At 64.9% G+C, this 25,575-nt stretch carries 23 protein-coding genes; 10 read left to right on the top strand and 13 right to left on the bottom strand.

What is annotated here, in order from left to right; genetic code table 11:
- The 4 genes from ACN675_RS05195 to ACN675_RS05180 form a co-directional block, all read left to right on the top strand.
- On the top strand, nucleotides 1-1,914 hold a 1,914-nt coding region (locus tag ACN675_RS05195), incomplete at its 5' end, for a LuxR C-terminal-related transcriptional regulator (protein WP_420749848.1).
- A gap of 156 nt (nucleotides 1,915-2,070) precedes the next feature.
- Nucleotides 2,071-3,102 carry a hypothetical protein gene (locus ACN675_RS05190; protein WP_420749847.1) on the top strand — a complete coding sequence of 344 codons (1,032 nt, stop codon included), beginning with the start codon at nucleotides 2,071-2,073 and terminating at the stop codon, nucleotides 3,100-3,102.
- 177 nt (nucleotides 3,103-3,279) lie between these two features.
- Nucleotides 3,280-4,296: a pentapeptide repeat-containing protein gene (locus tag ACN675_RS05185; RefSeq protein WP_420749846.1), complete on the top strand. Its 1,017-nt coding sequence runs from the start codon at nucleotides 3,280-3,282 to the stop codon at nucleotides 4,294-4,296.
- Nucleotides 4,293-4,604 carry a DUF2510 domain-containing protein gene (locus ACN675_RS05180; protein WP_420749845.1) on the top strand — a complete coding sequence of 104 codons (312 nt, stop codon included), beginning with the start codon at nucleotides 4,293-4,295 and terminating at the stop codon, nucleotides 4,602-4,604. Before ACN675_RS05185 ends, ACN675_RS05180 begins: the two co-directional genes overlap by 4 nt.
- A 466-nt stretch (nucleotides 4,605-5,070) precedes the next feature.
- On the opposite strand, the gene ACN675_RS05175 is transcribed toward ACN675_RS05180, so the two are convergent.
- Nucleotides 5,071-5,439 (bottom strand): VOC family protein, encoded by a 369-nt coding sequence (locus ACN675_RS05175; RefSeq protein ID WP_420749844.1) that lies wholly within the window; start codon nucleotides 5,437-5,439, stop codon nucleotides 5,071-5,073.
- 169 nt (nucleotides 5,440-5,608) lie between these two features.
- Between ACN675_RS05175 and ACN675_RS05170 the strand changes: the two genes are divergently transcribed.
- Nucleotides 5,609-6,487, top strand: a complete 879-nt coding sequence (locus ACN675_RS05170) for a LysR family transcriptional regulator (RefSeq protein ID WP_420749843.1) — start codon at nucleotides 5,609-5,611, stop codon at nucleotides 6,485-6,487.
- Nucleotides 6,488-6,760: 273 nt separating this feature from the next.
- Nucleotides 6,761-7,249, top strand: a complete 489-nt coding sequence (locus ACN675_RS05165) for an allene oxide cyclase barrel-like domain-containing protein (RefSeq protein ID WP_420749842.1) — start codon at nucleotides 6,761-6,763, stop codon at nucleotides 7,247-7,249.
- A 563-nt stretch (nucleotides 7,250-7,812) separates the two neighbouring features.
- Here ACN675_RS05165 and ACN675_RS05160 read toward each other — a convergent pair.
- The 6 genes from ACN675_RS05160 to ACN675_RS05135 form a co-directional block, all read right to left on the bottom strand.
- Nucleotides 7,813-8,148 (bottom strand): metal-sensitive transcriptional regulator, encoded by a 336-nt coding sequence (locus tag ACN675_RS05160; protein ID WP_420749841.1) that lies wholly within the window; start codon nucleotides 8,146-8,148, stop codon nucleotides 7,813-7,815.
- A gap of 205 nt (nucleotides 8,149-8,353) precedes the next feature.
- Entirely contained in the window at nucleotides 8,354-8,863 is a 510-nt protein-coding gene (locus tag ACN675_RS05155; protein ID WP_420749840.1) for a carboxymuconolactone decarboxylase family protein, read from the bottom strand.
- Between the two features lie 129 nt (nucleotides 8,864-8,992).
- Nucleotides 8,993-9,202: a heavy-metal-associated domain-containing protein gene (locus ACN675_RS05150; protein WP_420749839.1), complete on the bottom strand. Its 210-nt coding sequence runs from the start codon at nucleotides 9,200-9,202 to the stop codon at nucleotides 8,993-8,995.
- 192 nt (nucleotides 9,203-9,394) lie between these two features.
- A complete protein-coding gene (locus ACN675_RS05145; RefSeq protein ID WP_420749838.1) occupies nucleotides 9,395-11,746 on the bottom strand; it encodes a heavy metal translocating P-type ATPase in 2,352 nt (783 codons plus the stop codon).
- A gap of 67 nt (nucleotides 11,747-11,813) precedes the next feature.
- Nucleotides 11,814-12,575, bottom strand: coding sequence for a hypothetical protein (locus tag ACN675_RS05140; RefSeq protein ID WP_420749837.1), 762 nt, complete (start codon nucleotides 12,573-12,575; stop codon nucleotides 11,814-11,816).
- Between the two features lie 373 nt (nucleotides 12,576-12,948).
- Nucleotides 12,949-13,161: a heavy-metal-associated domain-containing protein gene (locus ACN675_RS05135; protein ID WP_420749836.1), complete on the bottom strand. Its 213-nt coding sequence runs from the start codon at nucleotides 13,159-13,161 to the stop codon at nucleotides 12,949-12,951.
- Nucleotides 13,162-13,669: 508 nt separating this feature from the next.
- Between ACN675_RS05135 and ACN675_RS05130 the strand changes: the two genes are divergently transcribed.
- Together ACN675_RS05130 and ACN675_RS05125 are read left to right on the top strand one after the other, a co-directional pair.
- Complete coding sequence (locus ACN675_RS05130) at nucleotides 13,670-14,926, top strand: IS701 family transposase (RefSeq protein ID WP_420749835.1); 1,257 nt, start codon at nucleotides 13,670-13,672, stop codon at nucleotides 14,924-14,926.
- A gap of 142 nt (nucleotides 14,927-15,068) precedes the next feature.
- Nucleotides 15,069-15,551, top strand: coding sequence for a helix-turn-helix domain-containing protein (locus tag ACN675_RS05125; protein ID WP_420749834.1), 483 nt, complete (start codon nucleotides 15,069-15,071; stop codon nucleotides 15,549-15,551).
- An 86-nt stretch (nucleotides 15,552-15,637) separates the two neighbouring features.
- Here the strand turns inward: ACN675_RS05125 and ACN675_RS05120 are convergent, their stop codons facing one another.
- From ACN675_RS05120 to ACN675_RS05100, 5 genes are all read right to left on the bottom strand, one after another.
- Nucleotides 15,638-16,237, bottom strand: coding sequence for a ClpP family protease (locus ACN675_RS05120; RefSeq protein ID WP_420749833.1), 600 nt, complete (start codon nucleotides 16,235-16,237; stop codon nucleotides 15,638-15,640).
- Nucleotides 16,234-16,857 (bottom strand): ClpP family protease, encoded by a 624-nt coding sequence (locus ACN675_RS05115; protein WP_420749832.1) that lies wholly within the window; start codon nucleotides 16,855-16,857, stop codon nucleotides 16,234-16,236. The genes ACN675_RS05120 and ACN675_RS05115 overlap by 4 nt, the downstream gene beginning before the upstream one ends.
- A gap of 389 nt (nucleotides 16,858-17,246) precedes the next feature.
- On the bottom strand, nucleotides 17,247-18,317 hold the full coding sequence (locus ACN675_RS05110) for a quinone-dependent dihydroorotate dehydrogenase (RefSeq protein ID WP_420749831.1): 1,071 nt from the start codon (nucleotides 18,315-18,317) through the stop codon (nucleotides 17,247-17,249).
- A 454-nt stretch (nucleotides 18,318-18,771) separates the two neighbouring features.
- Entirely contained in the window at nucleotides 18,772-20,394 is a 1,623-nt protein-coding gene (locus ACN675_RS05105; protein ID WP_420749830.1) for a long-chain fatty acid--CoA ligase, read from the bottom strand.
- 283 nt (nucleotides 20,395-20,677) lie between these two features.
- Entirely contained in the window at nucleotides 20,678-21,166 is a 489-nt protein-coding gene (locus tag ACN675_RS05100) for a TetR/AcrR family transcriptional regulator (RefSeq protein WP_420749829.1), read from the bottom strand.
- Between the two features lie 631 nt (nucleotides 21,167-21,797).
- Between ACN675_RS05100 and ACN675_RS05095 the strand changes: the two genes are divergently transcribed.
- Nucleotides 21,798-23,246: an amidase gene (locus ACN675_RS05095; protein ID WP_420749828.1), complete on the top strand. Its 1,449-nt coding sequence runs from the start codon at nucleotides 21,798-21,800 to the stop codon at nucleotides 23,244-23,246.
- Nucleotides 23,247-23,379: 133 nt separating this feature from the next.
- Here the strand turns inward: ACN675_RS05095 and ACN675_RS05090 are convergent, their stop codons facing one another.
- On the bottom strand, nucleotides 23,380-23,988 hold the full coding sequence (locus ACN675_RS05090; RefSeq protein WP_420749827.1) for a LysE family translocator: 609 nt from the start codon (nucleotides 23,986-23,988) through the stop codon (nucleotides 23,380-23,382).
- Between the two features lie 99 nt (nucleotides 23,989-24,087).
- On the opposite strand from ACN675_RS05090, the gene ACN675_RS05085 reads away from it, so the two are divergent.
- The gene (locus tag ACN675_RS05085) at nucleotides 24,088-25,455 is read left to right on the top strand and encodes a PLP-dependent aminotransferase family protein (protein WP_420749826.1); all 1,368 of its coding nucleotides are present in this window, start codon (nucleotides 24,088-24,090) and stop codon (nucleotides 25,453-25,455) included.
- The last annotated feature ends 120 nt before the right edge of the window (nucleotides 25,456-25,575 follow it).

Genomic DNA, 25,575 nt, shown 5'->3' with positions numbered 1-25,575 from the left:
GTAGCGATGTTGCAGCTCGCGCCGGACGTGCCGGTCGGTGACGGCGGTCGGCTGGCCCCGGCAGTCGATCGGGTGGTCGACGACTACGTCCAGGAGCGTATGCGGCGGCTCGACGACCGGGCTCGCCGGTTTGCGGTGCTGGCCGTGGTGCTGCGCAGCGCCACGCAGGCCGAGGCCGCGGAGGTGACGGGGGTCTGCTCGTGCGAGGAACTGCTCGAGCAGCTCGACGCAGTGGGGTTGATGCTCGAGTCGTACGACGGAGTGCAGCGCACCTGGACGTGGCCGACCGTGGTGCGGGAGCACGTTCTCGATACTGCGCGCCTGGAACGGCGGGGAAACGTCGAGCAGATCCTTGCTCGCCTGGCAGTCGAGCGGCTGTCCGCAGGCCGGTATGCGGAGGCGGCCCAGTACGCCGTCGATGCGCGCGAGTGGGATGTGGCCGAGCGTATCGTCGACGAGCACTGGAGCGAGATGATCGCCGACCATTTCGCGACGTTGGTGCACCTGTTGCGGGCGGTACCCGAGTCGGTGGTCGACCGCTATCCGGGGGTCGCGGCCGGCAAGGCACTGTTCGTGCAGTCACTGACCGGACATCCGATGCTGAATGTTGCCATTCCTACTGATCCGGCTGACGTGGTCGTTGTCGGCGCGGGACCGGAGGCTTGCCGTGCGCTGCATGTGGGCTCCGTCCAGGCCATCGCATTGCGTATGGCGGGGAGCCTGCTCGAGGCCGGTGAGCGAGCCGGTTGTTTGGGGTCACTGGTGCAGGCGATGCTCGAACATCAGCCCCACAATGTCACAGCCCAGCTGCCGACCCTCCGCCTCCAGTGGGCAATCTGCATGCAACTGGCCGGCGATCTTCCTGCTGCCACTGCCGAGTTCGAACGCGCTCACCGTGATGCCCTGGCCGCCGGGTTCGATTTCGTGGTGCTCAATGCTGCCGGGAGTATCGCGGCGAACTGGGCATTGTCAGGTGATCTCGCTCGGGTGGACGAGTGGCTCGATGCCGAGGCCCGAGTCGACACCCAAGTTGGGTACTGGGACGAGATGGTCAGGGTCGGTGGTCGTGTGGCAACGGTGTTGGCACGCCTGGACCGACTCGATTTCGACGGTGCCAAGTCCGTCTTGGACCTGCTCGGGATTCCGCCGACGGGCGAAGAGCTGTGGGGGCTTGTCGCCTATGCCCATGCCCAGTACGCGTTGATGTCCGGCGACGCCTACACCGGATTGACCATGTTGCACCGGGTCAGCGACGGTCACCGCAATCTGCATCAACCCGGTGCGCTTTCGCATGTGCTGCTCACCGCCGCCGAGATCGATCTACTTCTTGCTCTCGGCAAAGGCAACGTTGCCCGTGCAGTGGCTGCCTCGGACAGCAGTGGTCACCCGTTGGTGGTGGTGGCTGCCGCCCGCGTAGAAGTGCTCACGGGGCATCCGGAAGCAGCCCGGGCAATGCTCACCCGAATCTCGTGGCCCGACTGTGGCTGGCCCCGGGCTCACCTCGAAGCGCTGCTGATCGAGGCGGCTACCTATCTACACACCGATCGGGAGGAGGCGGCACGCGCGTGGGCTCGTGCCACCACACTGGCTGATGCCCTCGGAAACCGTCGGGCGTGGAGCACGATTCACGAACCAGTGTGGCGGGAGCTGGCCGAGCTCACCGGCACGACCGTGCCGGTGAATCTACCTGCCGACGTGTTTCCCGAGTCGGTATCGGAGATCGTACTCACCGCTCGGGAACGGGAAGTTCTCATCCATCTCGATCGTGGCGTCGCCCGCAAAGACCTGGCGCAGACCCTTTTCGTTTCGAACAACACCATCAAAACGCAGCTGCGGAGCATTTACAGCAAACTCGAGGTGCACACCCTCACCGGTGCTCTCACCCGCGCTCGGGAGCTGCGGCTGATCCCCTGATCTCCGGAAGGCCCCAGTCCCGTCGATCGGTGTGCGCATCCGAAGTCGACGCGAAGGCTGTGATGACGGATCTCACCGGCTCTCAGCGATCGTGGTGGTACCGATCGGCCGTGCACGCTCAACGTGCAGGCTCGGCGTCCGGGCCCCGGAACACGTGTGCCGGAACAGCAGCGGCGCGCCGAATATTTTGAACGCCAATATGTTTCGGTTAACAGATTTCGGATGAATGTCTTCACCCCGATTCTCACCCCGCTTGCACCTAACGGACAGGCAAACCCCACCGAAAGTCCCTACGAGGGCATCGCACGATGCGTAGGTGCGGCAGAAGCCCGGGTAAGGAGAACGGTTGTGTTGGCAAGGCGCAGACCTCTGCCGGTGTGGATGCGGTTGTTCGCCGTTGGAGTGACGGGTTCATGGATGCTCGGCGTACCCGCGACCGCCGACCCGCTGCGGTCCTCTGTACACGGACCGCGGGCGGAAGCAGAGCCGCGATCGGTGGAGTACGCGGCGGTGGTGCGCGCTCCGTATTCGGGGGACTATTCATTGAGGATCACTGCAGAGACCCCGGTCGGGTCGGGTTCGATTCCGCGAGGATGCACCTTCGGTTCCCAGCTGGTCGAGCAGGTACTCAACACGGAAGACCAGGCACCGGAAGGAATTCCGCCGTTGACACGTTCGATGCTGATCTGCCGGATCGGACCGCTCGAAGCAGGTGAGGTGCACACGGTGGTGGTTCCGGTGTCCGAGGCGGCGGTCGAGGATGGAGCGGTCGGAGCGTATCTACACGAGCAGTACACGGCGGTCGGGCAGGTGGAGTTGTCGAAGTTGCCTGTCACGGCGTGCGCGCCGCCGGGCAGGGCACCGACCTGGACGAGTGACTCAGGGCGTACCGACGCAGCCGGTACCGAGCGGGTGGTGACCGTCGTGGGCCGCGCGAACGGACAACTCGCCGGCGTCGCGCGTCCAGGATCTCGTATGTGGTTGACCGGAGTGGATGCATGTGAGCAGCGGATCGAGCGGAGCATGATCACCACGGATGAGGGTCGGTTCCGGTTCGCAGGGCTGATGCCCGGACACTATGCCCTGCACGACGAATCCGGAACGGTAGTGCATCGGGTGGAATTATCTGCTGCGACACCAGTTGTCGAAGGCCTCGACCTGGCACCGACGGAGACTCGGCAGCAGTGAACGGGGTGGGCTCATAACGGTGGTCTCGTGGGGGTGGTGATCCCGCGGTGATTCAGGGTGTGCACCTGCTCAGCACTTGCCCATCCTGGGACACAACCACACATGCGCAGGGAGAATCGAGAGTTTCAGATGGGACGAACAATTCGCTATCTGGTCGGCGGCGCAGCGGTGACTGTCGTGACCGTCGCAATGATCGCTGGAATGTCCGCCGCGGTTGCTGTGTTGGGGCAGATCGAGATCGCCCAGGCTTGGGAGGCGACCGCGCAACCGGTCGCGACGGTGGTGTTGGCAGTGACGATGGTGGCCTCGGCGGTATCGCTGGCGCAAAGTCTGTCCGCGCAACGGAAGCTGTTGACCACACATCGACAACTCGATCTCACGCCCGCCCATGTCCGGGAATTGCGTAGCCGCATGTGTGATGCCGCGCGCATGCTCGCCGAGGAGCGCCCGACACTTCGACTGGCAGCCGTATACGAGCTGCTGGCCGTCGCCGACGACTGGTGCCGAATCGCCCGACGATCTCCCCGCGCCGAACGGATACTGCTCGAACATCAACGCTGTCTGGATCTGATCTGTGGGTACCTGCGGGCAAACCATCGGCTGGAGCGGTTCGTGCCGGGTACGAGCATCGAAGCCGGCAGCGAGCACGACGAACGAATCGTACGGGAGCAGATGTTCGTCGGCGTTGCCACACATCTGAATGTCCGGCGTCACCTCGGGCCGTTCCGGATCGATCTCTCCGGCGCAGACCTGGCTGGGATGAGGTTGCAGCGCAGCTATTTTCCAGGATTGGTGGCGAGAGGCTGTGTGCTCACCGATGCGGATCTGAGCGGATCGGATCTGTCCGGCGCCGACCTCACGGACATCGTCGCAGCGAACACCCGATTCACAGACGCGAACTTGTCCGGTGCGCGATTGGTCCGGTGCACCGCAACCTATGCCTCGTTCAACGGAGCCGACCTGTCCGGCGCCGAACTCACCGACGCTGTGTTACGGGGTGCGCAACTGATCGCAGCGACCTGCGATCGCACCGATCTGACGGGAACGGATCTGCGGGCTGCCAAGCTCATGCGCCTCGACCTGAGCTCCGCGGCCTGGCATACCGCAGACCTATCAGCTGCGGATCTAACCGGCGCACAACCGAAGGCGGTCATCGACCATGCCACCTCGGCTGTCCCGGAGCGGAAACCGTGACCGAGCCCCGCGCCCTCGGATGGCATCCGGACCCCCACACCGACGGTCTACACCGGTGGTGGAACGGCGAGGCGTGGACGGCATTGGTGCGGCCGGCCCCGCGGCCGTCGGTCGAAATCGTTGACGTCCCGCTCGAGGACACCCCGGGAACTAGCACCCGGATATCCACTGATGCCAAACGCGCACTGTTCATCACCGGCGTCGCCGTAGTCGCTTTCGCATTGTGGGGATACATCGGCCTCACACGCAATTCGGATCCGGCGGAGCCGTCACCACCGGTATCCTCTGTGGCCGAGCCCATTCCGTAACTAGTCGGCCCTGGCATATGTCCCCTCAATCTGGCAGGCATGCCACGGCATCGATCGTGGAGCGTGACGAGTGGAAAAACCTGACGGTGCCCTGTTCGGCGATCGGGCTCCATTCGTTCGTGAGAATCACCGAAGTGGATCTGGCACAAGCACCGAAGATCTTCACGACCGGAACACCGAGGCTCGCAACAGCAGCCGGCCTGGTGAGGTCGCGGGCCTGAAGGTAGGTCTCGGCCCGGCGACATTCAAGTCGGCCGGCCTCGACCGAACGGTGAGACGCGCGGCCACCGAACGCGGCGCTGTCCGCTTGATCCCCGATCGTCAGGACGACGGAGAGCCACGAGCCAGCATCATGCTGACGCAATACGTCTGCGAAGACTCACCTCTTGGGTATGCCTCCCAGGAGTACACCTTCGGCGCGAGGCATTGTTTCCTGTGGTGGTACACCGGCCACCTCAATACATGTTCAGTGATCGACCGGCGCTACCCGAAGTCGGTTGCCATCCAGGTCCGCGGCTACAAAGGTCATCCCGAATACACCCTCGGACGGTTCCTCCAGTATCTCGACGCCTTTGTCCACCCACTCGTCGTAGATCTCGAGGATCTTCGGGCTTCCCCCATCGACCAGGAGCCCAACCTCGAAGGTGGGACCCGTGGAAGTATCGGCCGTTCGACCCTTTCTCCCCCAGAGCGCGAGAACGACGCCGCCGCCCAGATCAAAGATCGCGTAGCGGCTGCTGAGCATTTCGGCTTGCATTCCGAACAGTTCACCGTAGAACGTTGCCGCCGAGGCGGCATCGCTGACGTAAACCAAGAACTGATTGGGGAGACGCATGAGTTGCCTTTCGCTCGGGGAATATGACCGCCGCGTATGCACGTACGGGAGGAACCAACGAAGTTGAATTGCAAGCAGTTTCGTTCAACAGCAAGTCGATGACCACTCTAGGCCCGATAGCAGTGATACGTCCAAGAGCTGGTTCGTCTCGAAGCTAGAATGAATAATTATGGAACTGCGCCAACTGCGGTACTTTCTGGCTGTCGTCGACGAGGCGAACTTCACCCGAGCAGCGGATCGACTACACGTCACGCAACCAGGTGTCAGCGCCCAGATTCGCCAACTGGAACGCGAACTGGGGCACGCCCTGCTAGACCGATCGGGGCGGACCGTGACCTTGACCCAGGTCGGTACCGCAGTACTGCCCTACGCGCGCGCCGCAGTCGCGGCCGCATCGGCGACGCGCGATGCGGCAGATGCGGTCGCAGGCCTGGTCCGTGGGCACGTCGGTATCGGCTCGGTGCCCTCAGCGGCGCTCGACCTCATCGCGCTGCTATCGAACTTTCACGCGCGCTACCCAGACATCGAGATAACCCTGACGGAACAGGGTTCGGAATCCCTCCTCAAGGAGGTCCGCACCGGACGACTGGACCTGGCTTTCGTCGGCCTGGCCGGCGGCTCGCCGCCGGGTGTCGCTTGTCGCATCATCCGGGAGGAGTCGCTCGTTGCCCTTGTAGCCTGCACCGATCCACTGTCCGACAAGCCCACTGCCGGCCTTCACGAGCTTGCCGGACGCCCACTGATCACGCTGCCCCGCGGCACGGGTGTCCGTTCGGCTCTCGATGCGAGCTTCGCCGAGGCCGCCCTGCGAGCTCACATAGCGTTTGAAGTCAGCGATCCGCGGGTGGCGGCGCAACTCGCGCATCGGGGGTTCGGAACTGCGATTCTGCCTGTATCCGAGATCGCAGAGGACGATGGCCAAGGGCATGTCCGTGCGGTCCTGATCACCCCGGGAGTGTCCGCCCGCCTCGCTCTGGTAACTCGAGCACAGGGACCGCTGAGCCCCGCCGCGAACGCCCTATGCGCGCTGGTCACCATGCGAGCCTGATGCCGATCGCGACGGGCTTCATGCGGCCGAGCAACCCGGTCCTGAGACTCTCAGCCGACGCGCCGCATGCCCGGCATCCCGAGGTCCCTCTCCGATCTACATGGACTCGAAGCCTGAGAGGGCGACAATCCCTGCCGAGCGGAAACTGACAGCGTTCCGACTCCCGGAACACTCCTGTGGAGTGCACGCCATCGGCACGAAACAATTCCGGCGCACCCGAAACAGAAAGTACTTCTCCTGAGCTACAACGGAATCGAGGAATCGATGGATCGGATGGCTTATATTGCTCTGGGCGCGGCTACCCTGGCTGGGGTCACTGTGCTCTTTTCTGCCTGCTCGAATGAACCCTCCGGTACCTCCGAGTCCGTAACAGTCGCGGCCCCCGATTCCGAGGTCCAGACGGAATCAATCAACTTGAAAGTCGCAAACGACCAGTATGCCGGCCCGGCAGCGGAGCCCAAACTGGGTGACATGTATGTGTACTCGTACGACCTCGTCGATGAGAACGGAAGAATGGCTGGCGACGGTGGTGGTCATTGCCAGACCGTCGACATCGCCGGCACCACGATCACGCAGCAATGCGTGATCTCCAACCGGCTTGCTGGTGGTCAGATCACGGCGACCGCGCTGTGGGAGCGCGGCAAGGATCTTGATATGACCATCACCGGAGGGACCGGAGCGTACGCCGGTGTCCGTGGCGAGTTACGTGCGACCGAAATCGGATCACCGAACGAGATGTACCGTTTCACCATCCTCCGATAGTCGCAGTGACCGATGTCCCGTGCCCGCCTCGACGAGCCCTCGGATCGCTTGCTCTCACGAAGCGGGCACTGTGTTGCAGAAGGTATCCGGACGGGCGTTCATTCCCCCGAGGGTGAGGGCAAGTCTGAAGATCACTGCGCCTTTCGCTCGGTCAGTGCAGATGAGCATCGTGCCCGGTTGTCAGAAGAACGAGTTTCCGCGAACGTCGATGTCGCCCGCAATGACCGAATCGACAGGCGCCCCGGGATCCCTATGGGGACGCGTACGGTCCGCCGGCGTCGGCGCGTGCAACGGTGGGGCCGCACTGTGGGCCGCGGCAGGGATGGCTTCGTCGGTGCCGCCTCGACGAATCTCGAACGACGTGCGCGGCCGGTCCCCAATGTGAACCTGGTCTGCTTCGACAGCGATCGAACGTGGGCGGGGCTGCGGCGCGTCACCTGAATTTCGCTCGCCACACTGGGCCTCTCACAATGAGATTGCCGCCCACGGTGTCCTGCCTCCAGGCATCGTCGACGCTCGGACTTTCGCGAACTCGGCCAGCGAGTGCCGAGCTGCCATCTTGGTCAGGAACGGACGAGTCGGGCGATTGCGTCCGTTGCCCCTTTGATCTTCGCCTCTGCTTCCGGACCACCGGCGACAGCAGCATCGACGACGCAGTGACTGAGGTGGTCTTCGAGTAGCCCGATCGCCACGGCCTGCAAGGTTTTCGTCATGGCGGAGACCTGGGTGAGGATGTCGATGCAGTACTTTTCATCCTCGACCATCTTCTGCAATCCGCGGGCTTGTCCCTCGATCCGCTTCAGTCGTTTGAGGTAGTCGTCCTTGGAATTGATGTAACCGTGCCCGATGTGTTCATGGCATTCGGCTGCAGTAGGGGCCGCGACAATAGAGGTGGCCATGGTGTCCTCCTGAAAGCCGGAGTTCTTACAAGCAACCCTTACCATACGGGCCGGGGGTGTGAGTCGATTGGGGGATGGTGTGGTCGCTGCAGTCGGGACCCGACCATCGCCAGAGCACACCCCACCGCACAGCGAGCTACTGTTCGGGTGCCGGGATGTCGGGTGAGTCGCGCCAGCATCGTTGTCATGGTGGACATGTTCATCCTCATTTCAGGCCGGCGACGAGATTGAAAGCGCCAGTAAGGATATTGAGGGCGACGATTCCCACGACGTCGGCGATCTCGCGGTCGCTGTAGTGGTGGTTGCGCAGGGTGGTGATCTGGTCGTCGGTGATCGAGGTCGGTTCACGGTAGATCTGCAGCGCGAGTGCGATGATTGCCGCGGCCGCAGGATCGGCGGAGGTGCCGGCGCGGGCGCGTTCGATCTCCTTGCCGTCGACGCCCGCAGCGCGCGCCGCCGCGATGTGCGAGTCGAGACACAGTCGGCATCCCACTTGGGTCTGGATCGCGATCGAGATGCGCTCACTGGTCCCGCGATCGAGTTTGGCCCGATTCATTGCTCGACTCAGCTGCAGGTAGCCGCCCAGAACAGCTGGCGAGTGCGCCATAGTGGAGACCATGGCGCCGACCTGACCGTACCGAGCGACGAGGTCGCCCAGCAGATCACGAGAGGCACCGACCGCGGTATCGGGTGTGAGTTGGGGAAGACGAGACATAAGAATCCTTCGCGCCGGCAGAGCGTTTCTGGGTACGGATGGGTGAGAATGGAGCGCTGCGGCCCGCCGGTCGCCGAGATGACCGGCGGGCCGCAGCAGGGAATACGCGTGCAGGACCGGAAGCGAGCGTCAGCGGGCGAGCTGGTAGCCGGCCTGTTCGATCGCCTGCGTGACGGTGTCGTCGTCGATCGGATCGTTGCTCGTCACGGCGATGCCACCGGTGGCGAGGTCGACGTGGACGTCGGTAACGCCCGGTATCTGCTCGACCTGCCCGGCGACTTTTCGGGCGCAGCCGCCGCAGCTCATTCCGGAGACGTGGTAGGTGTTCGTGGTGGACATGATGTTCCCTTCCTTTCGAGTTGTGCCCCGGGTGTTCTCACCCGACGCGGTTCGTCCGTCGAGGCCGGACAACGCACCTGGCACGTACCGGATGCCGTCGGTACCGGCCGGGCAAATCTTGTGGATGCTGCGTCATGGTCGGCCGGCCCCAATGGTTGGCGGTCGACCGCTCGGCCGCGAACGTCCTTCGGCTCAGGCGTTGACCGGCTCGCGCCGGACCTGTGTACCGGCGCCGGCGTGGGCAGGGGTTTGGGCCGCCTTGAAGTTGCGCAACCGCAGACTGTTGGAGACGACGAACACCGAGGAGAACGCCATCGCAGCCCCGGCCAACATCGGATTGAGCAGTCCGGCCGCCGCCAACGGCAGCGCGCCGACGTTGTAGGCGAAGGCCCAGAACAGGTTGCCCTTGATGGTGCCCAATGTGCGGCGCGAGAGCCGGATCGCGTCAGCGGCTGCCCGTAGATCGCCACGCACGAGGGTGATGTCGGAGGCTTCGATCGCTACGTCGGTACCGGTGCCCATGGACAGACCGAGGTCCGCCTGAGCCAGGGCGGCAGCATCGTTGACACCGTCGCCGACCATGGCTACCTTCTTGCCCTCCTGCTGGAATCGAGTGACCACCGCAACCTTGTCGGCAGGCATCACTTCGGCGATCACGTTCTGCGCGTCGATTCCGACCGCTGCGGCGACCGCGTGCGCCACGGCGGTGTTGTCGCCGGTAAGCAGTACCGGGGTCAACCCCAGGTCCTTCAACTGCCCGATGGCGTCCGCGGAGGTCGGCTTGATTGCGTCGGCTACCACCAGGACACCGCGGGCCTTGCCGTCCCAGCCGACCGCTACCGCGGTCTGACCCTTTTCTGCGGCGGCCGTCATTGCGGACTCCAGCTTCGGGGACAGGTGCTGAGACCAGTCGGCGAGCAGACGGGAGCGGCCGACGAGCACGGCGCGGCTGTGCTCGCGGTCTGCGACGATGCCCTGCACGCCGAGTCCTTCGATGTTGGCGAAATCCTCGACCGCTGGCAGCGTGCCAACCCGAGCTGTGGCACCCTGGGCGATCGCTTGGGCGATCGGGTGCTCCGAGGCATTTTCGATAGCGCCGGCAAGTCGGAGCAGTTCCTGCTCGTTCTCGCCGTCGGCGACGATCGTGTCGAGGAGCGTCATCTGCCCGCTGGTGACCGTGCCGGTCTTGTCGAGCACCACGGTGTCGATACGCCGAGTGGTCTCGAGCACCTCCGGTCCCTTGATCAGGATACCGAGTTGCGCGCCGCGACCGGTGCCGACCATCAGCGCGGTCGGAGTGGCCAGGCCCAGGGCACACGGGCAGGCGATAATCAGCACCGCGACAGCGGCGGTGAATGCTGCGGTAGTGGAGCCACCGGCGCCGGCCCAGAACCCGAATGTCGCGACGGCCAGGGCGATCACGATCGGGACGAAGATGCCCGAGATTGTGTCGGCGAGCCGCTGTGCCTGGGCCTTGCCGTTCTGCGCGTCTTCGACCATTCGAGCCATCTGTGCCAGCTGGGTGTCGGCACCGACGCGGGTAGCTTCGACCACCAACCGTCCACCCGCGTTGACGGTGGCGCCGACCACGGCGTCGCCTGGGACCACCTCGGCGGGGACGGATTCGCCGGTGACCATCGAGGCGTCGACGGCGGACGATCCCTCGACGATCCTGCCGTCGGTGGCGATCTTCTCTCCGGGGCGGACGATGAAACGATCGCCAACGGCCAGCCGGTCGATGCTGATCCGTTCCTCGCCTCCGGTACGCAGAACCGAGACCTCCTTGGCTCCGAGCTCGAGCAGCGCGCGGAGTGCGGCCCCGGCACGGCGTTTGGAGCGGGCCTCGAAATAGCGGCCGAGCAGGATGAACGTGACGACACCCGCACCGACCTCGAGGTAGATGTTGCCGGCACCGTTCCCGCGAGCGATCGTGAACTCGAATGGGTGTGTCATCCCGGGTTCTCCGGCGGTGCCGAAGAACAGTGCGTAGAGCGACCACAGCAGGGCGGCACCGGTGCCCATCGAGATCAGGGTGTCCATCGTGGCGGTGCCGTGCCGAAGATTCGTCCATGCTGCCTTGTGGAACGGGTAACCGGCCCACACGATCACCGGTGCCGCCAGGGTGAGTGAGAGCCACTGCCAGTAGGTGAACTGCAGGGTGGGGATCATCGCCATTGCGATCACCGGGACGCTGAGCACCGCGGAGACGATCACCCGGGTACGCAGTGCACGAACCGAGCCGTTCTCGTCCCGAACGCCAGCTGGTGCACCGCTCGCTGTATCGGTGGAGTTCGGGGGTTGCGGCAGCTGCACGGTGTAACCGGCCTGCTCCACCGCCTCGACGAGAACGGACCGATCGATGCCGTCGGCATAGGTGACCTTCGCTTTTTCGGTGGCATAGTTGACCGTCGCGGTCACGCCGTCGAGTTTGTTGAGTTTGCGCTCGATGCGGTTCGCGCATGAGGCACAGGTCATTCCGCCGATGGCGAGCTCGACCTGGTGGTCACCGCCGGATGACGGTGTGACGTCTTTGAGCGCAGTCATGGACTGTCTGCCTTTCGTGCTTCTCTGGTGAACACCGACTGGGCGCGCTGCCCCGCATCGGAGGGGATCAGTTGTGGGAGCGATCGCCGTGGGTCCCAGAGCTGGCTTCGTCTGTGGTTGCAGCCGAGTTGGATTCGCTTGCCGCGGCGTGGACGGTGAACGCCGCGGTCCGGACGACACCGTCGTGTTTGAAGTCCAGGAACAGCCGGTAGGCACCGGCCGACGGGGCGGTGGCGTGGAAGGCGATCTCCGGCCCCGCCGCGGTGGTGCCGTCCCCCGGTTCTCCCTCGGGATGCACGTGCAGATAGGCCATGTCACCGGCGCGCAACGCCACCAGGTGTCCGTAGGAAGCCAGATAGGGCTCGAGATCGGTGACCGGTTCGCCGCCACGAGCGACCGTCAGGATCAGTTCACCGGGCTCTCCGGCAGTAAGCCCGCTGCGTAATGTCACCGTGTAGTCGTCGACCGTGGCTGTGGCGCCGGCTGGCGGCAACGGCTGCGGCTGGTAGACGCCGACAACGAACACGTCGCTGCCGAGCGTCATGGTCTCTTGCCCGACCGGACGGAAATCGGCCAGCAGTCGCCAGGCCCCCGGAGCGAGGTCGAGGTCGATACTCCACGTGCCGGAGTCGTCCATCCGTGGGTGCAGGTGGTTGAAGCGGTTCAGATCGCGGCTCACGGCGAAGAAGTGCAGGTCCGCGTCGTGGGTGGGTTGGAAGTTGGTGAGCGGCAGCCCATCGGGGCCGAGAATGCGGAAGGTCAACGTCGTCCGACCCTGCGCGAGGATGGTCTCGTCCGCCACGAAGGTGTATCCGTCCTGCGAAACCATCAAGCCACCAGGCAGGCCGCCACCTGCCTTACGACTGACGTGCCCAGTCTCCGTACGACTCGACGGGGACTGGTCAGTGGAGTCTGTCATGATCCCGCCCTCTGTGACGTGTGTGTTCGTGTTTGCGTGCCCGAGGGGTCCGACGGCGTTGCCGGCACCGAACGAAATGCCGAGCACCGCGGCCAGTGCGGCAACGAACCCGCCGAGCTTGATCGGAGTCCGCATGGTCTGAGCTCCTTCTTACGAATGAATCAGCCGGTGATCCGACCGCGGCGTGTGCGTTCGTCCAGGCCGTTCCCGGGTAGGTGGACGCCGGTGAGACCGAACGCGCGTACCCGGCTGACCCGGTACAGCGCGGGTCGCATTCGCGCCCTCATCGAGCCCGCACCGCCGAGTAACCGGCGCCTTTCACGGCGGCGAGGACCTGCGCGTCGTCGATCTCGCCAGAGCCGGCAACGACGAGAGTGCCCGTCTTCGCGCTGACCTGGATGTCCTCGATGCCGGGGATCTCGCCGACTTCTTCACGGATCGACATCTCGCAGTGGGCGCAGGTCATGCCCATCACCCGGTACTCGTTCGTGGTCATGGTTCTCCTCCTTCGATATACCCCTACGGGGTATCTACGGCAACGAGGACACTATACCCCCTAGGGGTATGCCGCAAGAGTGCTCAGCCACGGAAATGAGTGGGGCGCCAACGGACTCGGACACATGACGACGGCCCGCATTGACCACCGGCTCGGGCGAGCACCGCCGATACCACCTTCGCAGGGGCATGTCTGCACTGGCGAGACCCATCCGACCTGCTCGAAATCTGCTGTGTTGATCAAGTTCGGCGAGCTATTCGAGCACCTCGGCACGCTCCGCAGCATTGCGTTCGACACAACTGGACCGCGACCGGTAACGAACCAGCGGTGTTCGAGGACAGACGATCACCGGTTTCACCCGCGACGAACTCATCGCATGGGCCACGCAATGAAATTCACACCAGGACACCGCGCGGAGGGATTCGGTCTCCTAGTAGGACTTTGTTAGGTTCGCCACTTCTTGTTGCGGGGCCTCGAGTTTCGGCGTGGTGTCCGGGACGATGACCGGGTGGATTCCGCTGCCCTGACCGATGTCGGCGAACGTCTCGACGTGTTCGTCGACGAGGCGTTCTCGTCGCTGAAACGCAAGGATCAGCGGGCGACGGCAGGGGTGTATGCGCGGGGGTTGATGCTCGATGGTCGCCACAAGTCGATGCAGCCGATGGCCGACCGGCTCGGAGTCGATCACCAACGTCTGCAGCAGTTCGTCACCACCTCCCCGTGGGATCCGGTGCCGGTGCGGAAGACGCTGTCCCGTAAGGCATGTGATCTGATTGCGCCGGATGCGTGGGTGATCGACGACACCGGATTCGCCAAGGACGGTGACGGCTCGCCATGTGTGGCCCGGCAGTACTCGGGCACCTTGGGCAAGATCGGGAACTGCCAGGTCGCGGTCAGTGTGCACGCCGCCACCGATACCGCGTCCGCACCCCTGGACTGGCGGCTGTATCTGCCCGAGAGCTGGGACGATCAGCGTTGCGACGATCCGGAGGCGGCCGCAGCGACCGCGGCCCGCCGGCGACGCAACGCCATTCCCGACGAGGAACGGTACCGCTCCAAGGCGGCACTCGCCCTCGAGATGCTCGACGAGCTGATCTCGTGGGGCCGGACCGCGCCGGTGATCGTCGCCGACGCCGGCTACGGCGACTCGGCCACCTTCCGTCAATCTCTGACCGACCGTGACCTGGCCTACGTCGTGGCCGTCAAGAGCGCGACCCTCGCGCATCCGGGTGATGCGGTCCCGGCCACCGCGGAATACTCGGGCCGCGGCCGGCCTCCGACACGACGCTACCCGGCGGCGGTGACCTGCACAGACCTCGTCCTGGCGGCCGGCGTCGAGGCGCTGACCCAGGTCACCTGGCGCCACGGAGCCAAGACCGGGCCGGCCAATCCGGCCGCGGCGATGCGCTCACGCTTCGTGGCACTGCGGATCCGCCCGGCGAATCGCTCGATTCCCCGCGATGAGGACGGTGTGCTGCCGCAGGCGTGGCTGCTCGCCGAATGGCCGGTCGGAGCGGCCGCCCCCACCGATTTCTGGCTGTCCACCCTGCCCGAGGACACACCCCTGCCGGAGTTGATGCGGCTGGCAAAGATCCGCTGGCGCATCGAGCACGACTACCGGGAACTGAAAACCGGTCTCGGACTCGACCATTTCGAGGGCCGCTCCTGGCTCGGCTGGCACCACCACGTCACCCTCGTCACCGCCGCACACCTGTTCCTGACGTCCCTGCGGCTGACCGACCCGAAAGCGGTCGGGCGGGACTGACCCTCTACGGCATTGTGCGCGAACTCCCACGCGCACTGGCCTATTGGATCGGTACCTGCCCGACCTGCCATCACACCTTCCCGACCTAACAAAGTACTACTAGCACCACTTGCCACTGTCCGTGAGCGAGTAGCCTGCGGTCATGGCCGTCGTGTATGTGCAGAATCTCTTCCGCCGAGACGGCGGGGTCCGACTCGCGGAAACAGGGCCCGCGCCGGCCGAGGGTACGGCCTTCACCCTTGTGCCGAATGCAGCCTTGTCGCTCCCCGAGACCTCGTCGGTCTCGGAAACAGATGGGGGCTTGCACGAACCGGCGCCCGACGCAAGGGGTGGTCCGCACAGGTTGTGGCGTGAAGTGGTCGGCGAACAGATCCGGCAACTTCGCACCGATCGTGCCGAACGCTTGGCAGACGTTGCCGAGCGGGCCGGGGTGTCACCCCAGTATCTCTCAGAAGTCGAGCGCGGGGTCAAAGACCCTTCGTCGGAAGTGCTCGACGCTGTCGCCGGGGCGTTGGGGACAAGCGTCGAGGGACTTGCCCGTCGGGCATATCGGATCGTTCCCGCGCCACAGCCAAACCCGGAAAGAGAATTCCGATTGTCAGCGCCGGTGCGCCTGGCGGCCTGAACACTCCGTACCGCCGAGCGCTTACCGGATTCGCAGTGCGTCACCGACGTGAGTCGGTCGGCGGCGCACTGCGATCGGTGCCTCGGTCAATGTGTCGAGCGATTGGCGACGACGGTGTCGACGATGCCGTAGTCGATCGCCGCATCGGGTGTGAGAACCAACTGTCGTTCGATGTCGCGTCGTACCTGATCGGCGTTGCGGCCGGTACGGTCGGCGAGGATCTGTTCCTGCAACCTGCGCACGCGTTCGATCTCCTCGGCCTCGATCACGAGATCTGGAATGGCTGCGCGGCCGCCCTCGGTCATGGGCGGATGCAACACGACCCGGCCATGGCGCAGTATCGCCCGTCGGCCCGGAGTGCCGCCGGCCAACAGCAGCGCCGCGCTGCCGACCGCCTCGCCCACGCAGGTGGTTTCGATCGGCGCGCGCACGAACTGCATTGCGTCGTACACCGCCAGGACCGACGCGATGGCCCCTCCGGGCGAGTTGATGTACAGGGAGATCGGACGATCCGGGCTGTCGCTCTCCAGGTGGAGCAATTGGGCGATGATTGCGTTCGCGACGCCTTGGTCGACGGCGGTGCCCAGATAGACGATCCGCTCGGCCAGCAACCGACTGTAGATGTCCACGGTGCGTTCGCCGCTCGAGGTCGAGAGCGTGACGTAGGGGATCGTGTAGGTGCTCACTTCACCACCCCCAGGCCGAAGGTCCGCGGGAGCCGACGGGGGATCAGGTCGTCGAGCGAGGTTGCGATCCGGTCGATGAAACCGTATTCGAGTGCCTCGTCCGCGGTGAACCACCGGTCGCGTAACGAGTCCTCCGCGATCTGGTCAACGGACCGGCCGGTGTCCTCTGCGATGCAGGCGAGAACTGTGTCCCGGGTGTGGCGGATATCGTCGGCCTGGATCGCCACGTCCGGGGCCGAGCCACCCACCCCGCCGGAACCCTGATGCAGCAGCACCTTCCCGTGTGGGAGAGACACTCGCTTGCCGCGGGTTCCGGAGGACAGCAGGAACTGGCCGGCGCTGTACGCCATGCCCAGGTTCACGGTAGTGACATCATTGGGCACGGCACGCATGCAATCGCGGATGGCCAGCATCCCGGGGACGGAGCCCCCGGGGGAGTTGATCACCAGGGCGATGTCCGACTCCGGGTCCTCGGCGGCCAACACGAGTAGGGCGGTGCAGATACGGTTGGTATTGGCCTGTTCGAGCGCATCACCGAGCAGGATCATCCGCTGTGCGAACAGTCGCTGGTTCAGATCGCGGTCCAGCACCGCCGTGGGATCGATCGTGTTTTCTGACATGCCATCACCATTCAGCGCCACGAGACGGTCGGCAATGCCGCGCTGCTGTGAGCAGATCCGCCCTCAGCGAAACCCCGATGTGCTGATCGCGCAATCTGTGAAGACTTCAGATCCACGAGGCGGCAACGCCCAGGGTCGTGCACTGGCGAGCCGGTGGGTCGATCACTGTGCACTCGGATCGACTCTTCACATGGTTGGCAGACGTACCCGACGAATCCTTCCGGGGCTCGTTCCGTCCTGTGTCCGGGCTGAGCCCGGTGTGCCCTACGTAATGCCGTGACCTCCGGTCAAGCGGGCCATCGTTGCAGATCGCCAACGCGGTCACGTGACCGACGGTTTCCGGTGCGGTCGAGCAGGTCACTGCGACGTGCCGCGCCACGTGCAGATCTCTACGGAGGTGTCCCAGCCCCCACTGCCTCTGTGATCGAGATGTAGCCACCCTCGCGGACTTTGCGGGCCAGTCCATGGTGGATGCGCTTCATCCAAAACGGTCCGCCGTAGATGAACCCTGTGAACGCTTGGATCAGAGACGCTCCGGCGAGGATACGTTCCCATGCCTGGTCGACGGTCTCGATCCCACCGACGGAGACGAGGGTTAGCTGGTCACCGACGCGGGCGCGCAAGCGGCGCAACACTTCGAGGGAACGGTCCGCGATGGGTGCGCCGGAGATGCCACCCGCGCCCAGCGCTGCAGCTTGGTCTGCGGGGGTCACCAAACCAGTCCGAGAGGTTGTCGAGTTCGTGGCGACGATACCCGCCAGGCCGAGTTCGACGGCGAGATCAGCGACGGCATCGACGTCGTCATCCGATAAGTCGGGAGAGATCTTTACCAGCACCGGAACGTCCACACAGCCAAGGACAGCCGTGAGAATTGGCCGGAGCGACTCCACCGCCTGCAGGTCACGTAGTCCGGGAGTGTTCGGTGAGCTGACATTGACGACGAGGAAATCCGCTACCTCCCCGAGCAGGCGTGCGCTTGTAGCGTAGTCGGTGGCTGCACCCTCTGGTGGCACGACTCTTGTCTTACCGATGTTCGCGCCGATCGGCAGCGATGTGTGGCGGCAGCGAAGCTCGGATGCGACATGCTCGGCACCGTAGTTGTTGAAGCCCATCCGGTTGAGCAGAGCACGATCCGCGGACAGACGAAACACTCGCGGTTTCGGGTTACCGGCCTGAGCCTGCGCGGTGACGGTTCCGATCTCGGCGTATCCGAATCCCATCGCGCCCCAGGCATTCACACCAGTGCCGCTCTTGTCGAATCCGGCCGCCAGGCCGAGTGGGGCGGGGAAGTCGATGCCGAAGGCACGCGTTCGTAAGACCGGGTCGGAAGTGCCGAGAACGCGTGCCACCAACGACCGCAACGGGCGCCATGCCGTCACTACACACATCACTCGAAACGCAAGGTGGTGTACCCGTTCCGGAGACAGCAGAAACATCAAGCGCAGAAGCAGTTTGTACACGAGTGTTGCCTCCTGACAGGCGAGGTTCATCAAGATCCGATCGCCTCACGGCTGAGGCGACAACAAGTTCACCGAAGTAGCACCGCAGGCCAGGCCGTGAGCGGTCCGGTGTTGGGACGAGTAGTCTGCGGCAGTCGACGCTGCCACTGATGTTCAATCTTGTTCCGCAGGACACGATCTGGTGAGTCGCACATTCCCGGTAGGCACGTGCACGGGTGGTTTCGTTGTCGACGTCGAGAAGGAGGGTTCGTCGGCTGGGAAGCGGCATTCCGGGTCGACCTGCCGGTCTCACTCGTCACTGATCGGACGGAGCACGCGCGAAAACGCGTGCGATGGGAATCGAGCTTGATCCCTCGGGACGAGAAAGCGGTGTACGAAACGCGTTGCACATCCGCCACCGACGGACGCGGCCGACCAGGCGGTCGGCCGCGTCGACGGGTGTGCGGGTGCCCGATCAGAGCCGACTGACGGTAAGGCCGCCTTCGTGGTAATCCGCGCGCAACCGCTTCTTGTCGAACTTGCCCACGCTGGTCTTGGGCACCTCTTCGACCACCGCCCAGTTCTCGGGCAGTTGCCACTTGGCGACCTTGTCTACCAGGTACTGCTGCAGGTCGGCCACGGTGGCTGCGCTCTCTTCCCGCAGTACCACAGCCACCAGCGGGCGTTCATCCCACTTCGCGTCCGGAATACCGATGACGGCCGCCTCGGCCACCGCAGGGTGAGCCATGACCGCGTTCTCCAACTCGACCGAAGAGATCCATTCGCCTCCGGACTTGATCATGTCCTTGGTGCGGTCGGACAGGGTCAGATAGCCGTCCGCAGTAATGGACCCCACGTCGCCGGTGCACAGCCATCCGTCGTCGAAATTGTCCGTGGCGTCGTCCCCGAGGTAGGACGAGGTGATCCAGGGGCCGCGTACCTGTAGCTCACCCACGGCCACTCCGTCATGCGGAAGGACTCCGCCTTGATCGTCGACCAGCCGCGCCTGCACGGAGGCCGGGAAGCGCCCCTGACTGTAGCGGTACGGCCACTGCTCCCCCCGGCTGATTCCGGCCGGGGGCCGCGCCACCGAGCCCAGGGGGGATGTTTCGGTCATGCCCCAGGCGTGCAGAACCGACACACGATGATCGTCTTCGAAAGCGTGCAGCAACGCCGGGGGGACGGCAGCGCCACCGATGAGCACTTCCCGCATCATCGAGATGTCCTGCGGGTGCTGTTCAAGGTACTGATGCAGACCCTGCCAGATGGTGGGAACGGCGGCGGCGAACGTGGGCTGCTCTGCGGCAATCAACTCCGCCAGTGGCGCCGGCTGCAGAAATCGATCCGGCATGACCAACGAGGTCCCGATCATGAACGCTGCATACGGCAGTCCCCAGGCGAGGACATGGAACTGGGGCACGATTACCAATGCACGGTCGCCTTGCCGCAGGTTCGCCGCGTCGCTCATGCATACCTGCATCGAGTGAAGCCAGATCGAGCGATGCGAGTACGCCACCCCCTTCGGGTCACCGGTCGTTCCGGAGGTGTAGCACATTGCAGCCGCCGTACGCTCGTCCTGCTGCGGCCAGGGGAAATCGGTTGGCTGTCCGACCAGCAGATCCTCGTAGGAGTGGACACGAATTTCGTCGGGTGTCACGAAGTCGGGAGGAATCTCGCCGGTAACGATGACATGCTCGACGGTCTTCAACCGTGGAAGCAGCGGACTCAAAAGGGAAAGAAGTGTCCCGTCTACAAGGATCACCCGGTCCTCGGCGTGGTTGATGATATGCACAAGTTGTTTGGGGAACAGACGAATGTTGAGCGGGTGCAGGACCGCTCCCATCGCTGGTACCGCCAGGTACGCTTCCAGGTGCTCGGCGTTGTTCCACATGAACGTCGCTACACGTTGGTCGCTGTCGATGCCGAGTCCGCGGAGCGCGTGTGCAAGGGCGGCGCAACGTGTGCCCACCTCCGCGTAGGTGCGCCGGCGGGGACCGTTTTCGGTCCATGTCACTACTTCTGCGTTGGCGTGCACCGTACTGCCGTAGGTGAGCAGTTGGGAAATCGATAGCGGCAGATCGCTCATCGTACTCAGCATGATGTGTTCCTGACCTCGGAGGTGGTGAAGGGGCAGAGAGCCCCGCAGAGGGTGGTGGCGGTGGCGTCATGCGTGGGTGCTCGCCTATCACGTGCGTGGCAATAGTGTTCAGGAATTACCCTGTTCGCCACGGCCCCATGCCGCCTGCCCATCGAAACGATGCAAGCCCCATTCGTATTGACTGTGGCCGTCTTTCGATTTCGACGCGCAAGAGGATCGGTGCGCCGATACAAACGATCGGCTGCGTTGCACTCTGCGAACAGCGCCGCCGTCACGGACCCTATCATTGCATGAGCCGTTCGATGATTCGTTGCGGCTCTACAGATTCGGGGGGAAGACGTCGAAGCAGCGCGTCGAGCAGCATTCCGTCGAGCGCGGAGACCAGCTGGGCGGCGTCGACGAGCGTCGCCCCGCGCTCTCGCAGAACAGCAACGAGGAGATCCCGGCCGTGAACCAGTTCCGCGGCGAGCTCTGCGTCGTGGAACGAGGCGACGATGAGTTCGTAGCGGGCCCGGGTGCGCCCCGCCTCCGCATCGAGCCACCGCGCGAACTGCTGGTCCAGGGATTCACCGGCGGCCGGTAGGTCTCCCTCGAGTAGGTGACGAACCATCGCCAGAACCAATCCACGCTGATTCGTAAAGTGGTGCCGCGCAGTGCCGTGCGGGACACCCGCCTCGTCTTCCACTCCACGCATCGACCATCCGCGGAACCCGACCCTGCCGAGCAGCTCCAACCCCGCGTCGAGCAGGACCCCTCTCGTGGACTTCTCCATGTGGAGAGTTTATCGTAGGGCAACCCTCTCCATGTGGAGAACTACTTCGGATCGGAGCGTCCCGATGGTGATCTTGTTCGACATCCTTCTCATACTCTGCGTGACCTTGACGCTGTGGTTCAGCGGTTACGTCCTCCACCGCTCCGTACTCGAAGAAACACCCCGACGGTGAGGCGAGGTCGCCGGTCCGGGTCTCACCCCGAACTCTGGAGAACCTTCGTACGCGGACGGAAATAGGCCCGGTTCATATCCGGAGACGTTCCGAGAGAAGGCGGACCGCAGAGCTCCGTCTCACCTGCCGTCCGCAGACGCGGCGACAGACCGAACGGTCGTCGCCACACCGAATCTGCGGGACTGTGAATCACAGCTGCATCCGGGGTTTTCGACCGGCCCCACCGCGCGAGGCGCTGTCCCGAGCCCGACGGGCCCTCGATCGGCGGGCCGGCGCTCGCGTTCTACGCGCTCCTCCCCAACCGGCGAATCACTCGTTCGATCGAGACGAGCAGTCGAGTCCGATCGGGTGTACCGCATGCCGGAACGCCGCGCTGGTGGCCGTCCGCTCCGGCGGCAATCCTGAATCGCTCATCCAGCCCCGTGACCGCCGTGGGTCAGGCTTCTACTGGAGGTTTCCATGACCGATCCGGCCTTCCGCTCCGCAGGCGAGCTCGCCGCCGCCATCGCAGCGAAGGAGGTGTCGAGCGTCGAACTGCTCGACCATTACCTTGCCCGAGTGGACCGACTCAATCCGGAGGTGAACGCTATCGTCGCCCGGGACGAGGAGGGTGCCAGGGCTGCGGCAGCGGCGGCCGACCGCGCGGTCTCCCGCGCTGAGCCGCTTGGCCGCCTGCACGGCGTACCAGTGACGATCAAGGACAGTCTCGAGGTTGCGGGCATGCGAACCACCGGGGGTTCGACCCGTTGGGGACACCATGTCTCGACGAGTGACGCCGAATCGGTCGCGCGGCTCAGGAACGCGGGAGCGATCGTCTTCGGCAAGTCCAATCTTCCGGCTGATGCCCGGGATTGGCAGACCTACAACGAGATCTACGGGACCACGAACAACCCGTGGGACCCGACCCGCGTGCCGGGCGGTTCGTCCGGCGGGTCCGCGGCAGCTGTCGCCGCAGGGCTGACCGGCCTCGAACTCGGCGGCGACACCGCCGGTTCGATCCGGGTACCTGCTCATTTCTGCGGTGTCTACGGGCTGCGCCCGTCGTACGGGATCGTGCCGAGATATGGGAGTGTCTCGGGCCATGCGCCCGGGACGCTGGCGGAGTTCGACATGGCGGTACTCGGTCCGCTCGGCAGGCATGCCGACGATCTCGACCTCGGTCTGGATGTCCTTGCAGGAGCGGAACACGACCGGGCCGCGGGATGGCGCCTGGAATTGCCTCCTGCCAGGTCGAACACGCTGCGGGGATTCCGGGTCGCGGCGTGGCTCGACGATCCCTTCTGCCCGGTCGACGGCGAGCTGGTCACGATCCTGCAGGCGGCGGTCGACGCGATACGGTCCGCAGGTGCCGCCGTGGTCGCGAGGACGGGTCCGGTCGGGCTCGAAGAGACGATGGCTCTCTATCAGCCGTTGCTGATGGCGCAGAGCGGGTTGATCGAACCGGACGAGTCGTATTCGGAACTTGTGGGACTCGCCGCGAAGGACGGACCTGCCCGCGGGTTCGCGTCGGACCTGACGATCCGTTTCCGCGACTGGCACATGCTCGACGAGCGCCGCCAGCATTCCCGCCGCCGCTGGGCCGAGTTCTTCCGTGACGTCGACGTGCTCCTTTGTCCGGTCAGCCCCACAGCCGCGTTCCCGCACGACCATCGGCCCGATCCGGGTTGGTCGGTCCGGACCTTGAGCGTCAACGGCACCGACCGGCCGTATCGCGACATGCTCACGTGGATGGCACCCTCGGCGCTCAACCATCTGCCCGCGGCGGTGGCGCCTGTCGGGACGACCCGAGACGGGCTTCCGGTCGGCATCCAGGTGATCGCACCGTACTTGCACGACCGGACCGCTGTGCGGTTCGTGCAGTGCCTTGCGGAGGTGATCGGCGGGTTCCGCCGCCCCTCGGGATTCTGACTGCGCGGGTTTGCCGGCTCGCGAAAGGTTGTCCGAGAATCCCAGTGGGACAGCGACATCGATCGTCGCTGCGCCTCTGACCCGCCGGGGCTGTTTCGGCAGCCCCGGTGGGCCTGGACGGACCGCCGCCGGTTCACACGAGCTCGGCGGTCAGTAGTGGATACAGCGAAAACGCGAGAAGTGCAGCCATGACGATGTTGAACATGCGGAGGTATCGGGGGCGGGTAAGCCAGGCACTCAAGGTCGTGCCGAAGGCTGCCCACACGGCGACACTGGGCCCGTTGACCGCGGCGTAGAGCACAGCGAGGAGCACGATCACGCCCGCTCCGGCACCGGCGGGGGTGTAGTTCGTGATGGCTCCGATCGCCATCACCCACGCCTTCGGGTTCACCCACTGGAACGCCGCTGCAGCCAGGAAACTCATGGGCCGCCGCGTCGTCGCTTCGGTCTGTGTGCCGGCGGTCGTGGCGATACGCCAGGCCAGCCACAGCAGATACGCAGCACCCACGACTCGCAGCACCGTGTAGGTGTGGGGGAATGTCGTGAACACCTGCCCTAGGCCGAGACCCACAGCGAACACCATCACCCCGAAGCCGACGCTGATGCCCAGCATGTGCGGGATCGAACGGACGAACCCGTAGTTGATCCCCGAAGCCAGCAGCATCACGTTGTTCGGCCCCGGTGTGATCGACGTGACGAACGCGTACAGCAGCAGCGGCAGCAGCAACAACTCCGCGCTCATCGCCGGGACCCGTCCGAGGCAAGACACTTGATCATGCCGAAAGTGTGACACTATTAGCGATGATGAGCTTAGTGTCATGTGACACTTTAGGAGGTGCGTATGCGTGAGCAGTCGCCCTGGACTCCCCGGTTGTCCGGGATCCCGGGCACGGTGCACGAGCGGCTCGTGTCCGCATTGACCGAGGACATCGAACGCGGAGTGGTCGGGGTGGGCGCACGGTTACCCGCGCACCGCGACCTCGCGGGCCGTCTCGGCATCGGCATCGGCACCGTGACCAAGGCATACTCCGAACTGGAGCGTCGGGGGCTGGTGCGCGGCGTCCACGGACGCGGAACCTTCGTTGCCGGGCTCCAACGACAGTCTCGGGACATCGTCGACCTGTCCGTCAACGTGCCGCCACCGTTGCTGGGCGACAGACTGCTCGCCGATACGCTCACCGCGCTGGCCGGGACGCTCGACGCGGAAGCGTTCGCCCGGTATCCGGACCCGGCCGGAAGTCTGCACCATCGGGCCGCGATCACGGCCTGGCTGCACGATCAAGGCCTCGACACACCACCGGAGCGAGTGCTGCTCACCCACGGCGCCCAGCACGCTGTCTCGGTCGCACTCACCGCCGCGGCCGGTCCAAGCGGTGTGATACTCACCGAAACCAGCACCTATCCCGGTGCGATCGCCGCCGCGCGACAGGCCGGTCAGACGCTCGTGCCGGTAGCGATGGACGCGCACGGCATGCTTCCCGATGCTCTTCACTTTGCCCTCACGCAGATAGGACCCGAGCATCGCCGCACGGTGTATGTCACTCCGACCCTGCACAATCCGACCGGGTCCACCATGGATGCGCGACGCCGCCGGAAGATCGTCGAGGTCTGCCGGGCGCACGACGTCACGATCATCGAAGACGATGTCTACTCGCTGTTCCGTCCCAGGAACATCTCGCCGATCGCCCAGCTCGCCCCGGAACGGACCTTTTATGTCAACGGCTTCTCCAAGAGCCTCACCCCGGGTCTACGTATCGGTGTCCTCGTCGCTCCGGAAGCAAGCAGCTCCGATGCCGCCGATATCCTTCAGGTCACCTCGCTCGCACTCAGCCCGCTGATGTGCGAGGTCGCACGCCGCTGGATCACCGACGGCACCGCCCGACACATCGGCCTCGCCCTGCGTGCCGAAGCCGAAGAACGGCTCGACCTCGCCGTGACCATCCTGGACCGCCACATAGCCCGCGTCCCACACAGTGGATTCCACCTCTGGCTTCCCCTGCCGCGCGCCACCGCAGAGGAGGTCACCCTCCGCGCCGCCCACGCAGGCATCATCGTCACTCCACCCGCTGCCACCACGGTCGACCCCGAGGCCGAGCACGCAGGCGTCCGGCTCTGCCTCGGCGGACCGCCGGTACCGCAGCTCACCGGTGCCCTCCACGCGCTGAAGCACATCCTCGACCGGCCCGGGTTCGACAGGACACGAACATAGCGCCGGTACCGACGGATCCGGCCCGGACAGTGGGTCAAGTCCCGACCGGAATGCGATTGACACCGCGAACTCCGGTGTCCCGGGTCTATTCGACGAATATGTCTTGTCGCCGACCACGTC

Source organism: Rhodococcus sp. O3, assembly GCF_048897285.1.
GTDB lineage: Bacteria > Actinomycetota > Actinomycetes > Mycobacteriales > Mycobacteriaceae > Rhodococcus.
Note: the sequence above shows the minus strand (reverse complement) of the source record. Positions and strands in the feature narration are given on the sequence as shown.